The sequence below is a fragment of the Flavobacterium cheongpyeongense genome (assembly GCF_003202435.1).
In the GTDB taxonomy this organism is placed as follows: Bacteria; Bacteroidota; Bacteroidia; order Flavobacteriales; family Flavobacteriaceae; genus Flavobacterium; species Flavobacterium cheongpyeongense.
In genome coordinates, this window is sequence record NZ_QJHK01000002.1 from 409301 (window position 1) to 425987 (window position 16687).

Here is a 16687-nt window from a genome sequence, read left to right on the forward strand (position 1 = left end):
CTAATTTTTGTTTTTGGAAACATTTCTGTTGGTTACACCAATGAATTTGTATGATTATATACAAAATTTAAAAAACACACGCCGTTCCAAAAAATAAAGAAGAATATCTTTACCTATCGTTAATTTGTAATCACTTTAAGGTACTTTCTTTATTTCTGTCTCCATATTGCAGTACCATTCATCGACACTTTTTTTCCATTTGTCTATACTTTTATGAGGAATCAACGAATTAAAAACTTATTTTAAGATAAATAAAATACATTTGAAACTTAAAAGCATCCCAATTTAAAAATAAGAAAATGGCTAAATCATTAAACATACTATTGATAGAAGACGATGCAATAGAGGTGATGAAATTTAACAGAGTCCTAAAAACTTTAGAACTCAATCATCGTATCATTGAAGCTAATAATGGAGAGGAAGCAGTTGATATCTTAAAAAGAAAAGAGATAATCCCTGATATCATTATTATGGATCTTAATATGCCTAAATTAAATGGAATCGAGTTTTTGAGTATTTTAAAAGCAGATGATGTATTAAAATATATACCTGCAATTATATTAACCACTTCAAATAATCACAGGGATGTTATGGAGTGTTACAAAATTGGTATTGCGGGCTACATTTTAAAACCTTTAAAATATGAGGAGTATGTAGATAGAATACAAAAAGTACTGGCTTACTGGAGTACGAACGAAATAATTTCCCAATAATAAATTAAGTGTGACCATTTTTTGTTTGTAGTCCTATCGAAAATTAAAGTTCTTATTAAATGTTTTTCTGGCGATTTAGAGAGAAGATTGAGAATGTAACTACTTAACCTCTAAATAATTTGTTTTATATAAAAAAAAGTAGTAATTTTCAACACAATTGTAAATTTGAATAGCTGAAATTTAAGTTGCATAAAATTACCTGGGCTACTTTTTCACATTAAAAACAGTCGAGATAATAAAATGTTTATCCAGATTCCATTTTATAAAATTTTAAATTAAGAAGGTAACAGTATGGAAGATTCTCAATTTCATTTTGACAGTGAGGCATTCAATAGGATTTTCCCTTTTTATATTCTCCTAGACCAAAATTTACTTATTAAAGACAGCGGCAGAAGTTTGATTAAAATGCTCCCTGATTTAAAAAAAACAGAATATTTCTTCCATTCATTTACCATTACCAATCCCTTTCCTGAAGCGCTAAATGTTGACAATTTTTACAAAGTCACGAATCAATTAGTAATCATCGAAACAGTTAAGGAAAAAATTTCGCTTCGTGGACAATTTGAAAACTATGAAGAAGGGTATTTATTTTTAGGCAGTCTTTGGCTTACTTCTGTAAGTCATTTTGAAGAAAAAAAAATATCTTTTTCTGATTTTGCCCATCACGATGCATCATTGGCCTTAGTCGATTTAATAACCGATCCTGATAAGCTGGATGCAAAATTACAAAACTATTTCACTACAATACTTCAACAAGAAGATAAGCTAAAAAGTGCAACTGCAAAAATTTATGACACCGCACTTTTTGATGCGCAAAACCCCGATCCATTAATTCGCATTGATTTTGAGGGAGGTTTATTAAAAATGAATACAGCAGCCCAAAATTTAAAAAAATTAACTTATCAGGATGTTGATTATGATCTTCAGGATTTTTTTAAATTCATTGCACCTCAGATAAATAAAACAGAAGAAAAATGGGGGTTTGAGGCTGACAGTAATCATGAACACTACACTTTTGTTTGCAAAACTTTACAGGAAGAGCGCTACATTCATGTCTATGGGCGCGATATTACAGAACAAAAAAGAAATCAGGAAGAGCTTATACGGCTCTCGCTGGTAGCAAAAACAAATAAAAACGGAATTGTATTTACTCATCCAGACGGAAAGATATTTTGGTGCAATGATGCCTATATAAAATTGACCGGATATGAAAAAGAGGATATCATAGGAAAAACCCCTGTTGAATTGGGTTCGAATTCTTTATCCAATAAAGAGGAAATCCGTAAAATGGTTAGTGCTTTTTACGAGGGTAATACCTTTGAAGTAGAAATTTTGCATGCTAAAAAAAACGGTGGTACTTTTTGGTCCAAGACAGTTGGGCAGCCAATTTTGGATTCTTCTCAAAAAGTAATCCAATATTTTGCAATGATTCAGGATATTTCAGAAGATAAACAGAAAGAAGAAAAACTTTTGTTGCTTTCCTCAATAGCAGATAAAAATATAGGTGCTGTAGTTATTTGTAATAAAGAAGGTAAAATAGAATGGGTTAATAGTAGTTTTACAAAAATGACTGGCTACTCAAACGAAGAATTGGTTGGTCAGAAACCCGGTCATTTATTACAGGGAGAAGCAACCAATCAGGAAACAATTAAATATTTAAAGAATCAAATAAAGCAAGGTCTGCCTTTTACTTGTGAGATACTCAATTACACAAAATTTAAGGAAAAATATTGGGTTAGAATACAAGGACAGGCACTACATGACAAACAAGGAGAGGTGATTAAGTTTTTTGCAATTGAAGAAAATATAAGCCAGGAAAAAGAATTCAATCAACAGCTTATAGATTCTGAAAATCGTTTGGCCTCGTTAATAACTAATCTTCAATCGGGTATTTTACTAGAAGATGAAAACAGAAAGGTGCTAATTGCCAATAAACGATTTTGTGATTTATTTGATTTTAAAGGCCGTCCGGAAGAAATGATTGGTTTTGATTCTAAATTGTTAACTGAAAAAAACATACACTTTTTTAAAAAACCAAATGAGTTTATCGAAAGAACAGAAGAAATTTTAAGAAACAAAAAAAACGTCTTTTCTGAAGAGATTGAAATAGCAGATGGGCGCATCTATGAAAGAAGTTTTATTGCAATACCAAAAGGCAATAAAAATGACGGCCATTTATGGACTTTTGAAGACATTACCATCAAAAAAAAATACAAAGAAAGCCTGGAAGCAGAAAAAGAAAAATACCGAAACATTATTGCCAATATGAATATGGGGCTATTGGAAGTAGATAAAAATGATGTTATACAATTGGCAAACCAGTCATTTTGTGATATGAGTGGGTTTTCTTTGATTGATTTGTTAGGCAACAAAGCATCAGAAGTTTTATTGCATCCTGAGGATAAAAAATTAGTTAGTTTTAAGAATAAAGAACGGGTTAAGGGTAAATCAGATTCGTATGAAGTCGCATCTATTAATAAAAAAGGAGAAACCAGGTATTGGCTAATTAGTGGTGCTCCAAATTATAATGTCAATGGCGAAATAATTGGTTCAATAGGAATACATTTGGACATAACCCGACAAAAGAGTCTGGAATTGCAAAAAGAGGAATTACTTAAAAAATTAGAGAAACAGAACGGGCAACTCAATGATTATGCTCAAATTGTATCGCATGATTTAAAATCGCCATTACAAAGTATACATACTCTGGTGACATGGATTAAAGAAGACAATGAAAAAGAATTTAATCCGCAAACGCTGCAATATCTTGCAATGATAGAAGATAAAGTTGAAAAAATGGATCACTTCATTCAGGGTATCCTAAACTATTCTAAAGTAGATGATATCGATATGATTGCTGAAAATATTAATCTGAATGATGAAATCAGTAAAATTATTGATATTATCCATATCCCTAAGAATATTGAGGTTGTAATAAAAAATGAGCTGCCAACAATCAAAGCAGAACGATTTAGAATGCAGCAATTGTTTCTAAATATCATCAGCAATGCGGTAAATTATATTGATAAGCCTCTCGGATATATCGAAATAAGTTTTGAGGAGGAAAAACAGTATTATGTTTTTGCAATCAAAGATAACGGACCAGGAATTGCTAAAGAGAATCAGGCAAAAATATTTAAAATATTTCAATCTTTTACCTCTAATAACAGATCAACAGGTATTGGATTATCTATAGTGAAAAAAATAGTCGAAAATTATAACGGAAAGATTTGGATAGAAAGCGAACTTACAAAAGGCACTACCTTCTTTATTAAACTACCAAAATAGAAATTATGAAACTAATTCAGGCTTATAAAAAAGATAATGAAAATTGGGAATACCTAACAAAAGAGATGGAATTAACAAATCCATTGGTACTCATTTTTGGAAATAGAATGCTATTAGAGCGACAGGAAGTCATTGAGGAGATCAGAAAGGAGTTTCCTTATGAGCATCTTGTTTTTGGATCTACATCAGGCGAAATTATCGATTCAAACGTATTTGATAATTCGATCGTAGTTACAGCTATAGAATTTGAAAAAAGTACATTTGAAATAAGAACTGATAATATTTTTAATCATAAAAAAGATGCAAATGCACTGGGACAAGCTCTTTATGAACAAATACCTAAAGAAAATTTAAAGCATTTATTTGTACTTTCAGAAGGAAGTTTTGTAAACGGAAGCTCACTTATTGATGGACTTGAAAATCGCATTCAAAATAAAGTACCTATCTCTGGAGGTATGTGTGGAGACGATGCAAAATTTGAGAAAACATTGGCTTCTTATAAAGAAAATCCAAAAGAGGGAGAAGTTGTTTTAATTGGATTTTATGGTGAAACTTTAGAAATTTCATTTTCTAGTTTTGGAGGATGGAGCTCTTTTGGTCCCGAAAGAATTATTACCCGGTCAGATGCCAATGTATTATATGAAATCGATGGCCAGCCTGCATTAGATTTGTATAAAAAATATTTAGGAGACAAAGCCAATCAATTGCCTCAGGCTTCTCTGTTATATCCTTTGAATGTTACGCCTGAAGGGAAAACACAAGCTGTAGTTCGTACTATTTTAAATATTAATACCGAAAATCAGTCGATGATTTTAGCTGGAGATGTGCCTGAAAACTCCAAGGTACAGTTGATGATGGCCTCTGTAGATGCTATCGCAGAAGGAGCTTCACAAGCGGCCATATTAGCTATGAAAAACAGAAAAAATCACCCACAACTTGCTTTATTAGTGAGCTGTGTAGGAAGAAAATTAGTTATGAATCAACGTGTTGAAGAGGAAATAGAACACGTTCAGGAAATAATTGGAAATGAAGTAGCAATTACCGGATTTTACTCTTACGGCGAAATGGCTCCTTTTAGCGGAAATACGTTTTGTGAATTACATAACCAAACGATGACTTTAACCCTAATAAGCGAATAATGAATACCCTGTTAAAAAGGCAAATTGCGAAATTCATAAACTCCGAAAATTTAAAAGATTTAAAGTTTTTTTTACAGGCGGTAAATGATTCTTATAATAATCATGAGGATCAGATGAGCATGTTACAACGCGCAATGAAAATTAGCTCTGATGAACTTTTCGAAGCCAATAAAAAACTGGGTGAGGAAGCAAAAAGTTTAAAAGAAATAAATTCAAATTTGACTGAAATATTAAATTCAATGAATCTGGATGCTGAAAAATTGGGAAATGAAAAAGATTTTAATCAGGCCGATTTCTTAAAAAAGCAATCTATGGAGATTGTGAATATGAACAAACAAAGAGAAGAATTGCTAAATAGTTTAGAAAATCAGAACAGGGAACTTAACGAATATGCCCATGTCGTTTCTCATGATCTAAAAGCACCACTCAGAAATATAGATACATTGGTTAATTGGGTGCTGGATGACAATAAAGGAATTATGGGCGAAAACTGTTTAAACTCGCTTAATCAGGTACTGTTTAATGTTGAAAAAATGGATTTGCTCATCAAAGGAATTTTAGACTATTCTACTGTAGACAAACTAGAATCAGAAGAGAGATTAATTGACTTTAATCAGGTAATTGATGAAATTAAGAGAGAAATTCACATTCCGAATAATATTGAAATTTCGATAGTTAATGATTTGCCAAAAATAAAAGGAAATACCTGGCGATTTAAACAATTAATGCAAAATTTAATTGAAAATAGTATTCATTATAATAATAAGGCTCAAGGCAAAATTGAAATTGGCTGTACCGAAAAGGAACAGGATTTTGAATTTTATATTAAAGACAATGGTATTGGAATAGCAAAAAAATATCACGATAAAATTTTTAAAGTATTTACGAAATTAGAAAGCAATAATCAAAATTCAGGTATTGGTCTTTCTATAGTTAACAAAATTATTGAGTATTACAAAGGCTCAATCTGGCTTGAAAGTGAAGAAAACATTGGAACAACATTTTATTTTTCATTACCCAAAAATCATGGAACAACCTAATTTAAACTATATAGATCAACTCTGTGGAGAGGATCATGAATTTAAGAAAAAAATGATTGCAATTATTAAAAAAGAGCTCCCATTAGAAATTGTGGCGTACCATAAAAGTATGGAAGATCAGAATTACAAACATGCAGCAGAACATATCCATAAATTAAAACATAAGATATCTCTTTTAGGTCTTGAAAAAAATTATTATGTAGCTGAAGAACTTGAATATAATTTATTAACCGGTATGGTTAAATGTCAATATGAATTTGAAACTATTTTAAAGTTAATGCAAAGCTTTGTAAATGAACTATGATAAGGCTTTATATGAATCTTTTACCTCAGTTTTGTATTTGTGCGGTAAATAAATCATTAATGCTAAACAGTACCAATATTCTAATTTAGTAAACAGTACGAAAATTTTCTGGTATAATGCCGATAGACTATGCTAAAGGTTATTTTTATTAAACTCTATTGAAATGCATAACCTGAATAACTTTTTCGTTATAATTATCCTATTAAAAATCAAACAGGACAGCAAAAAAAATAAGCAAAAGAATAAATTATCCTGTATTAAAAACTATAATAAGTTCAGGCGCTTCATTAAAACAGGACGATTAGCACGACTGACAGGAATGACGTCCTTACCAATTAAAACACTATTGTCTTCAATGTCAATGATTTTTTTTGTGTTTATGATAAACGAGCGATGCACTTTCAAAAACAAACTTTCAGGCAATTTGTCTTCAATTTTTTTAAGGGTAGAATGAACTACATAATTTTTATTTTCTGTCTTGATATGTATATAATCTCCTTTAGCTTCTACAATATTTACCATAGCAAATTCGATTTTTATTAAACGACGATCAATATTAATATAAAATTCGTTGGCATTATCTTTACCTGAGTTTTTATTTATGATTGTTGTTGTAGCTAATGGGAGCGTATTTAATTTTTGAATTGCTTTTTGAAAACGATCTTCAGTAATAGGCTTTACTAAATAATCAACTATACATTCATATTCAAAAGCTTCGATAGCAAAATCTTTATCAGAAGTTATCAATATGATTCTGGGAGGATTCTTTAGAGATTGAATAAAATCAAAACCAGTAAAATCAGGCATGTGGATATCCAAAAAAATTAAATCGACCTCATTTTGATTCAGGTATTTTATGGCCTGTATAGCATTTGAGAATTCCTGCGACAAATTTAATTGAGGAGTATTCTGAATCATTTTTTCTATGATGGCTCTTGCCATTTCTTCATCATCAATAATAATGCAATTCATAGTTAAGCCGATATTATAATTCTAGTAAAACTTTTGCAGGATATAAAATAGCCTAAACAGTAGATTGCAAAAGAAATACTATGCTTTTTTAATCCTTTTCCTATTCTTTAGCAATATAATAACTTTTTTCAAGACCTAAATGTAAATTGTATATTTTTATTTATCTATTGCTATAATTTAAAAAATAGTATTGGGGATAAATTTTACCGATTGTATGAGTATTACTTCCATTTAAAATGACCTTTTTTAAAACTTTCGTCGATTATTAGACAGAAGAAAGTTTTTTTTAATTCGTTACTATCTTTTCTAAGAACATATAACCAAGAGCTCAGTGCAAATGTGTGATTTTTTATTACGCAAACTATATTAAGGAATTAAATACAAAAGCACCTTTAGAATTATATGTGAGAAATAAAGGTATCAGTTCAGCTGCTGAGCAGGTACTATTGCGTACCCTACATAAACAAAAAAAGGCTGTCCGAAAACAGATCAGCCTTTCACCAAAATAATATAAAACCAACTTAATTTATATACCCTGGATTTTGTTTCAATTTGCTATTTCTCTCTAACTGAACCTTCGGTATTGGAAGAATTGCTCTAAAATAGTCTTTAGGTTCTACACTGATGTCTCCTTTCTTTGAAAACCAGGACTTTCTTGAATATACTCCAAATCGTATTAAATCTTGTTTTCTATGTGCTTCACCAACAAATTCCCAAGCTAATTCATCAAGGAAACCTCCGTAAGGAATATCTGCTCCTCCTTCGTAATTTGTAATTACTCCTGCTTTATAAGTACCGTATTTGTAGACACTTCCTCCTAACAGTTTCGCTCCGGTAACAGTTGCTTTGGCCGGATTAGTCTTTCTAAAATTTCTTTCTCTTACTTTTGTTACAATTTGTGCAGCACCGGCAGCATCTCCTGTTCTTAATAAACATTCGGCTTTAATCATCATAGCGTCGGCTAATCTGTAAAAAGGAACATCATTACTCAATTGTGCAATTTGACCTTTACCAATTTCATATTTAACCATTCTGTACCCTTCGTTAGATTCGCAGCCATTAACATCTGTCAAGTAATTAAGATACTCGAATTGTATCTTTTTACTTGAATCATTTGGATCAGTTATCATTATTGGTTCTCCTTTACTATCAAACTGTTTTCCTCCTAACCAGGAATCTTTTAATCTCTGATCATCAGGATCATAAGTATCTATAAATTGAGGTATTCCACCAGAACCATTCCAGGGTCCTCCGGCTAATTCATAAGTTACCTGACTTTCAGCTGCTAATGTTTTAAATGGCCAGTAACTTCCACCTGCTTTTTTTTGATCAAAAGGAATAGAAAATATCTGTTCTGAAGAAGATTGATTTTCTATTATGAAATTATCCAAATAATTAGTTGTCAAAGCAAACCCACCATTATTTATAACATCATTAACTTCAGCTAAAGCTTCGTTCCATTTTGGCGTTCCTATATAAACCTCAGCATTTAAATACAGTTTTGCCAAAGTCATCTCAGCAGCCCATTTTGTAACTTTTCCATAATACTTAGGTTCTCTCTTATTATTATCATTTAGATAAGGTAAAGCTCCTTTTAGTTCACTTTCTACAAAATCATATACTTCTTTACCTGTATTTTGTTCTGGCAAATATCCTTTAGGTAAATCATATTTGGTTACAATAGGAACATTTCTAAAATTATCTAATAATAAATAATAATAAATAGCTCTTAAAGCTCTTAGTTCCTGAAAAACAGCTTCTTTATTTTCAAGTTCCGGTATTTGCTCTATCTGAAAAATAGCTTTGTTGACATTATTTACACCACCAAACAAATAAGCCCAATTCCCTTCTGCATGAGGTAGCGGAGCCTCATACGTGTGTTGGTGCATTGTAATGTAATAATCTCCCCAGCCAATACCGTTTCTTAATGGCGTTACTATTAAATCTGATGATTCTTCGTATAAACAAAACGCCGCATCCCAGCCCCAATAAACCTCTCTTAATGAAGTATATGCTGGTGCCATAAGACTTGCTAAATCTTCTGCCTTAAATTTAGTTTCCTCACCAATTACTTTATCATAAACATTCTCATCTAAATTAGTGCATCCTGTTCCTAAAAGCAGTAAGCCCGAAGCAAGAATTTTATATATTATATTTTTATTTTTCATTTTGAATTAATTTAAAAAGTTACATTTAATCCCAAAGTCATACCCGTTGTACTTGGATATTTATCCCTATTATCCATTCCTTGAGACGTAGGGTCTTCTCTTTTTATCTCCGGATCTAAACCTTTGTATTTTGTAAACGTGGCTAAGTTATTCCCGGATACATACAATCGCATTGCATTGATGAATTTAAACGGCTTAACATCAAAATTATAGGATAAAGTTATGTTGTCAACCTTTACATAATCTCCTTGTTCAATATAATAACTTACATAAGTTGGATTATAATTTAATACCGCCTTACCATACACTTTGTCAGATGCACTGGACAGCATATTATAATCAGTTTTAGAATTTCCATAAAACATACGTTGACTATTTAGTATTTGAAAATCGAAAGCTCCTGTGAGCACCATACTTAAATCAAATTTTTTGTAGCTAAAAGTATTCGTCCAACCTGCATAATATTGCGGAATACCATTTCCTAAATATTGCTTATTCGTATCATTGTACATAGAAGGATCAAGTGTTTTCCTTGTACCGTCCGGCAATTCAACAATCCATTGTCCATCATTAGTAATATCTACCGATTTTAACCCCCAAAAATTACCTAATGATTGCCCAACTTCTAATCTATGAGTATCGAATGAAATAGGATCTCCAGTGTTTCCTCTATTTATATAATCTCCTTCAATTTGATATAAATCATTAGAAAGACTTGTTAACTTATTTTTATTGTGTGAAAAAGTCATTGAGGAATTCCAAACAAAATTATCCGTTTTGACAGGAATTGTATTAAGAAGAATTTCGATACCTTTATTTTCCATTTTCCCAACATTGGCAATCGTCGAGTCATATATATTAGGAGGACTTGGCACAGCGTATGTCCATAACATATCAATTGTTTTTTTACTATACACATCAACACTTCCGCTAATTCTATTATTGAAAAATCCAAAATCAAGACCTATATTTACTTCTGATGTTTTCTCCCAACGCAAATCAGGATTAGGATTACTTACCGGTTCCAATCCTCTCACCCATTTTCCATCATTATAAAAATAGCCTTCATAATTGTACAATGTCAGTGACATATAAGGATCATTAGGAATTACTCCTGTTACTCCATAACCTGCTCTTAATTTTAAAGTATTTACAGTTTCAACATCTTTTAAGAAAGACTCCTTATTAATACTCCATCCTGCAGAAACCGCAGGAAAATTTCCCCATTGGTAATTTGCACCAAATTTAGAAGAACCTTCTCTCCTGATACTAACTAATAAATCGTATTTACTATTAAAGTTATAGTTAACTCTACCAAAGAATCCAATTAATGTATTATCATCTTTATAACTTCCCATCCCTGCTAATCCATCCGTCAAAGCATTTCCTGAACTCAAATTATTATAGGAAAAAGCATCGGTAGGAAAATCAGAATTACTGGCCGAAAATCCTTGATTTACGATATATTGATAACTATAGCCTCCTAACACTGTAAACTCATGCTTATCTAAAATTTTATGGTATTTGGATGTTATCTCAACTAAATCACTATCCGTTGTAGCTGTATTCCTGGAAGCCACACCATTTCGGAAATTTATCGTATTTGAATAATGTTTTTTGGTTTCTGCATATCCGTTTAAAAATGTGTCTTTATTTTTTGAAAGTTGTGCCCCTACATCCCATCCTGGCAATAAATCAAGTGTCAGATTGGCTGTAAATCTTTGCCATGTCCTATTTCTATCTTCTATTGTTTCATTTATAATACCTACAGGATTATAATATTGAAACTTACCTTTATCCGTATAATCTTCATCATAAGTCACTCCATCAGGCTCATAAACAGGAGCTGTAGGGTTTCTTATCATAGCCTGTCTGTAGGCATAAGCTACTGTTCCTTCTGAAAGTCCCATATTTTGGGTTCCGTTTAGTAAGTTCAAATTAAGTTTTAACTTATCATTGAACATACTATGATTAACATCAAATGAAAATCGATACTCTTTATTAAATGTATTATTAAAAACACCTGTTTCATCTATATAATTAAGATTCACAGTATAGTTTGTTTTAACATTTCCTCCTTTTAAAGCTAAATTATGATTTTGAGCAAATCCACTTCCTGAAATTTGATCCAACCAATTGGTATCAGCACCACCTTCTTCATAAGGTATTCTTAATCCTTGAGAGCGAAAATTTCTTTGTTGTGTGGCATCTAAAAAATCAGCCTTATTATAAAAATTATTTATTGTAGCAAATGTTGAATAGGTAATAGTGGGTGCGATGTCTTTGTTTACCGTTTTTGTGGTAATAAGAATAACCCCATTTGCACCTCTTGTTCCATAAATTGCTGCTGCAGAAGCATCTTTCAATATATCGATAGAAGCAATGTCATTTGGAGCAACGGTATTCATACCTCCCGGCACACCATTAATTAAGACCAAAGGACCAGCGTTTCCTTGTAAAGTAGAAACTCCACGCAATGAAATATTAGATGATGCTGCCGGATCACCGGAACCATTACTAATAGTTAAACCCGCCACTTTACCTCTAATAAGATCCGAAGCATCTCTAATAGCACCTCTTGTAAAATTCTCCTCTTTTATACTGGCAATAGCGGTGGTAACCCTTGATTTTTTCTGGGTTCCGTATCCTACGACCACTACTTCATTTAATTCTTCTGTACTTTCTATCAGAATTATATTTAATGCAATCTGATTTGAAATAACAACTTCCTGGCTTTTAAATCCTACATAATCAAAAACGAGTTTAGTGTTCTGGTTTTTGATACTAATCTTAAAATTTCCATCAAAATCTGACACCGTACCTCCTGTCACATTTTTTTCCTTTATCGTCACTCCTGAGAGAGGTATACCATTAACATCTTTAACAGAGCCTTTAATCTCTTTTTGCGCAAAGGAGTTTAAAAAAGCTAAAAGAAATAGAATAGATAATACTATTTTATTCTTCCAAAATTTAACTCCTAAAATTCGCATTACTGAAGGTGTAATAAAATTCATAGTTTTTTTGTTATTTGGTTATAGTTTAAAAATATTTTGCTTTGTTCATACATTAGTTAATATATGTGGTTTCAACACTTGTAAATTTAAATGTTAATCATAACAGCAAAAGCTAACAATTTATCCGAAACCGATAATATATTATCCTATTATTAAATTTTTACAAACAAAACTGAATAAATTAATAGCTATACAAAATTATAGCGTTAATTATCTGCGAAAAATAAGCCCTTAAAACCAATATGATATAAAGACCTCAACCAATTCAGGAAATAAAAAACAGGATGGTTTGAAGGTTATTATTAATTATCAGAAAATTTTGAACCTGCTAAAATAGTTATAACGCTTTGGGGTATTTAGTCTTTGATACTTTTTTGTTCCGTTTCTCTACACTAAAAAATAGAACTGATGTTTTTGAATAATTTCAGCCAACGGGCAATTATAATTGGTTTAGATCTAATCTGCAGTGATGTAAAATAAAAAGCCTCATGAACGTTTATTTTAATAAATTGTCATGAGGCTTTAAAAAATTTTAAGTTAACATTCCTAAATAGAATCAGGAGAAATGTAAAATCATTGCTGCTAATTCTCCAGCCATGATTTTAATACTTCTTTTTGTGAATCATTTCGTGATTCTAAAAATTGGAAAGAATACTTTTTTGATTTCGCTTCAGAATCAACATTTTTACTCAATCTTAAACCCGCATAAGATAAATACGAATCATAGTCAATCTCTTTAGTGGTATAAACGTATTCAAAAACATTGGCTAATGAAACACCGGCTGTATTTTCACAAGCTTGCTGAAATTCGGCATCTGTAAATCCGCGTTGCCTTTTTTTGTAATAATCCCAATATAAAAGCTGCATAACATCATCTAACGATTTTTTATTTTGTGTTGCCTTGCGAATGGCTAAATCAAGAATAAGCCCCACTGCAGGTCCTTTATCATAATAAGAAATAGCTTTATTAGCATTTTCTCCTTGCTTTCCAAAAGGGCCATCACTCCAGGTTTCATAACTAGACTGCGTTAATGACTGATACAACCTGCCTGGGCTATTCTCAAAAGCATTAATACTACTTTCGAAATTATTCAATAAAGCCTGATCCGTGATAAGTCCTGCTCTTTTTACAATTAAATATTCATAATAAACCGATAATCCTTCACTAACCCAAAGTAAATTTGTTCTGTTTCCTTTATCATAATCAAAAGGTCCCAGCTCAAAAGGTCTTATGCGTTTTACATTATAATGATGAAAATACTCGTGGGCTAAAAAATTCATCATAGTAGTCATACCTTCGGGATTATCTAATCCAGTTCCATCAAAACTTACTGTTGTATTATTCAAGTGTTCAATACCTCCCTGTCCTGGACCAATTCCTATAAACGTATATTGTTTATATGGAATATCGCCAATAATCGCAACTGCCGATTCTACTACTTTTTTTAAATTATTCATGAAAGTAATTTTATCAAAATTACCCAATTTATACCCCATAAAACGGTGTTCAATTCCATTCACTTTGAATGAAGGCAGTTCTTCTAAATCACCGATCAGTAAAGGACAATCGTATAAAATATCAAAATCTGGAGCTGTAAATTCATTCTCTTTTCCAGGAACCGGATCTAAACCTGTCGCTATTTTAAATCCTTTTTTAATTCCTGAAATTTTTACAGTAACAGGAATATTTATATGTTCATTTATATACAAAAACAAACTGCAAGGCACAAGATAAGCATGTGAAGCATCTAAATAACTGTTGGCTACAAACTGCTTATCGGCTTTTACATCATAACTCAATGTGAATGGTTCATTTTTTACCGCTTTTATCTGCCAGGTATTTTGATTTATTTTTTTTACAGCCAGGCTTTTGTTATTGCTTTTTGCTGCAAAATTTTCAACCATTTTACTGTAATTCATTATTTGATAATAACCTGGCATCCAGTTTGGCATTTTAAAATTAATTGTTTCTTCTTTCCATCCGGAACAATTGAGTTCTATATGAAAATAATGATTTTCAGGATTTGGCATTGAAACCGTATATTGCAATACAAGCCTGGAAGATTGACCCAAGGCAGAATTTTGCAAGGTTGCCAATATATTCAACAGTACGACAAAAAAGAATATTATGCTGTATTTTTTGTTTAAGAATACTATATATCTCATAAATTATTTTGTTACTTCAAATTTTAAAAAAACTTCCTATTTAATTATTTTCAAACCAATTACACATCTAACGTCTTTATTTTCCTTTAAAAAAACATAAAGGCAACCTACTGAAATATTGGTCACCTTTGTGAATCAAACAACTATAACTAAAAATATCTTAATCTATATTTAAGTGGATATTGTACCTAACCTGTTTCTTTACACTTTTTTTTAAAATGTAAGGAATCGTAACTTTAGTATTTACTTCAATTTTTGGTTTCCAGAAATTATCTGGTAAATAGACATGGGTAAAATCTACAGACTGAATAGGATAATCTTTTTTGACGAATACATCACACTGCTTATTTCTGTAAAAAGAGTTAGTCCTGTTAGTTTAATATTTGATATCCTTATGGATTTTTTTTGATAAAATAGCAACTACTTAGTTGGTTTATTTTTTCCTTTTACAAAATAATAGTAAATCGGAATTCCCAATAAAACGATTCCCAGCCCAGGCAAAGACGAATCGCTTTTGTACACCAATAACATAATGCAAATTGTAGAAGCTGCCAGTATATAAAAAAAAGGCAAAACAGGATATCCAATTGCTTTGTAAGATCTTGGCAGGTCTGGTTTTGTGATACGTAACCTAAAAATACCGGTAATGGTAAGAATATAAAAAATCAAAACTACAAAAATCACATAATCCAATAACTCATTGTATTTACCACTCAGGCAAAGTACAGATGCCCATATACACTGAATCCACAATGCTTTTCCCGGCACACCATTTTTATTCAGTTTTTTTACCTGTTTAAAAAAGAGTCCGTCTTTGGCCATCGTTCGATACACCCTTGCCCCCGAAAGAATCAAACCATTGTTGCATCCAAAAGTAGAAATCATTAAAAATACGGCAATGATGTAAGTACCAGCGTCACCAAATATTTTCTGAGAAGCAACAACACCTACCCTGTCATTGGCAGCATGTGCAATTTCGTTTAAGGGTAAGACACACAAATACATCAGATTTGTTGCTAAATAAATAAGCGTTACAATGAATGTTCCTAAAAACAAACTTCTTCCTATATTTTTAGAGGGGTCTTTAATTTCTGCTGCAATAAAAGTGACATTATTCCAGGAATCACTACTAAATAAACTCCCAACCAAACTTGCTGCTACTGCTCCCATTACGGCAATTCCGGAGTATGGGACTAAAGTATCCCCATCTAATTTACTGATTGCAAAACCGTTGCTCCAATTAGTCTTCCAGATATCCGCTTTTGCCGCTAAAATAAAACCAAAAATAATAAGTCCAAACAAAGCAATTAGTTTTGTCATCGTAAAAATAGTCTGAATTGTTTTTCCTTCTTTGACACCTCTTGTGTTAATATAAGTAAGCGAAACAACTAAAATAATAGCGGTTAATTGTGCTGCCGATATTTGCAAAAAACCTAAATCTAAAATGATATTATTTTCACTCAATGCCGGAAAAACATAAGCAGCAAACTTACTAAAAGCGACACCTACTGCCGCAATAGATCCTGTCTGAATGACTGCAAAAAAACTCCAGCCATATAAAAAGCCTGTTAAGGAGTTAAAGGATTCTTTTAAATAAACATATTGACCACCTGCTTTAGGAAACATTGCGCTTAACTCTCCGTAGCTAAGTGCAGCTGTAATTGTTAAGAATCCTGTAATAAGCCAAATCAAAACTAATGCTCCGGCCGATCCTACATTACGAACAATATCAGCACTTACAATGAAGATTCCTGAGCCAATCATTGAACCAGCAACAATCATTGTAGCGTCTAATAAACCCAGCGACCGTTTAAATTTTTTTTTATTTGTTGTAGATTCCATTTTTTGGTTGGTTAATTTGGTTGTTTTTGTGGTTAATTATT

Annotated in this window: 10 protein-coding genes; 5 read left to right on the plus strand and 5 right to left on the minus strand. The window is 31.6% G+C overall.

The features are described 5' to 3' along the window. The first annotated feature begins 299 nt into the window (after positions 1-299). From DMB65_RS03760 to DMB65_RS03780, 5 genes are all read left to right on the plus strand, one after another. Positions 300-713 carry a response regulator gene (locus DMB65_RS03760; protein WP_110305327.1) on the plus strand — a complete coding sequence of 138 codons (414 nt, stop codon included), beginning with the start codon at positions 300-302 and terminating at the stop codon, positions 711-713. A 291-nt stretch (positions 714-1004) separates the two neighbouring features. Then, a complete protein-coding gene (locus DMB65_RS03765; RefSeq protein ID WP_110305328.1) occupies positions 1005-4001 on the plus strand; it encodes a PAS domain S-box protein in 2997 nt (998 codons plus the stop codon). Between the two features lie 5 nt (positions 4002-4006). Continuing rightward, positions 4007-5140 (plus strand): FIST signal transduction protein, encoded by a 1134-nt coding sequence (locus DMB65_RS03770; RefSeq protein ID WP_110305329.1) that lies wholly within the window; start codon positions 4007-4009, stop codon positions 5138-5140. Beyond that, positions 5140-6180 (plus strand): sensor histidine kinase, encoded by a 1041-nt coding sequence (locus DMB65_RS03775; RefSeq protein WP_110305330.1) that lies wholly within the window; start codon positions 5140-5142, stop codon positions 6178-6180. The genes DMB65_RS03770 and DMB65_RS03775 overlap by 1 nt, the downstream gene beginning before the upstream one ends. Then, on the plus strand, positions 6167-6484 hold the full coding sequence (locus DMB65_RS03780; RefSeq protein WP_110305331.1) for an Hpt domain-containing protein: 318 nt from the start codon (positions 6167-6169) through the stop codon (positions 6482-6484). Before DMB65_RS03775 ends, DMB65_RS03780 begins: the two co-directional genes overlap by 14 nt. A gap of 264 nt (positions 6485-6748) precedes the next feature. Here the strand turns inward: DMB65_RS03780 and DMB65_RS03785 are convergent, their stop codons facing one another. From DMB65_RS03785 to DMB65_RS03805, 5 genes are all read right to left on the minus strand, one after another. Beyond that, complete coding sequence (locus DMB65_RS03785) at positions 6749-7456, minus strand: LytR/AlgR family response regulator transcription factor (protein ID WP_110305332.1); 708 nt, start codon at positions 7454-7456, stop codon at positions 6749-6751. A gap of 521 nt (positions 7457-7977) precedes the next feature. Next, positions 7978-9624 (minus strand): RagB/SusD family nutrient uptake outer membrane protein, encoded by a 1647-nt coding sequence (locus DMB65_RS03790; protein ID WP_110305333.1) that lies wholly within the window; start codon positions 9622-9624, stop codon positions 7978-7980. A gap of 11 nt (positions 9625-9635) precedes the next feature. Next, entirely contained in the window at positions 9636-12638 is a 3003-nt protein-coding gene (locus DMB65_RS03795; RefSeq protein ID WP_230470591.1) for a SusC/RagA family TonB-linked outer membrane protein, read from the minus strand. Between the two features lie 582 nt (positions 12639-13220). Beyond that, positions 13221-14804 (minus strand): M61 family metallopeptidase, encoded by a 1584-nt coding sequence (locus tag DMB65_RS03800; RefSeq protein WP_110305334.1) that lies wholly within the window; start codon positions 14802-14804, stop codon positions 13221-13223. 420 nt (positions 14805-15224) lie between these two features. Then, on the minus strand, positions 15225-16646 hold the full coding sequence (locus DMB65_RS03805) for an APC family permease (protein ID WP_110305335.1): 1422 nt from the start codon (positions 16644-16646) through the stop codon (positions 15225-15227). Positions 16647-16687: the final 41 nt, after the last annotated feature.

Excerpts from the sequence above, each read along its gene's own strand:
- DMB65_RS03780 (WP_110305331.1), top strand. The coding sequence starts at position 6,167 with ATGGAACAACCTAATTTAAACTATATAGATCAACTCTGTGGAGAGGAT.
- DMB65_RS03770 (WP_110305329.1), top strand. The coding sequence starts at position 4,007 with ATGAAACTAATTCAGGCTTATAAAAAAGATAATGAAAATTGGGAATAC.
- DMB65_RS03765 (WP_110305328.1), top strand. The coding sequence starts at position 1,005 with ATGGAAGATTCTCAATTTCATTTTGACAGTGAGGCATTCAATAGGATT.
- DMB65_RS03795 (WP_230470591.1), bottom strand. The coding sequence starts at position 12,638 with ATGAATTTTATTACACCTTCAGTAATGCGAATTTTAGGAGTTAAATTT.
- DMB65_RS03800 (WP_110305334.1), bottom strand. The coding sequence starts at position 14,804 with ATGAGATATATAGTATTCTTAAACAAAAAATACAGCATAATATTCTTT.
- DMB65_RS03775 (WP_110305330.1), top strand. The coding sequence starts at position 5,140 with ATGAATACCCTGTTAAAAAGGCAAATTGCGAAATTCATAAACTCCGAA.
- DMB65_RS03790 (WP_110305333.1), bottom strand. The coding sequence starts at position 9,624 with ATGAAAAATAAAAATATAATATATAAAATTCTTGCTTCGGGCTTACTG.
- DMB65_RS03760 (WP_110305327.1), top strand. The coding sequence starts at position 300 with ATGGCTAAATCATTAAACATACTATTGATAGAAGACGATGCAATAGAG.
- DMB65_RS03805 (WP_110305335.1), bottom strand. The coding sequence starts at position 16,646 with ATGGAATCTACAACAAATAAAAAAAAATTTAAACGGTCGCTGGGTTTA.
- DMB65_RS03785 (WP_110305332.1), bottom strand. The coding sequence starts at position 7,456 with ATGAATTGCATTATTATTGATGATGAAGAAATGGCAAGAGCCATCATA.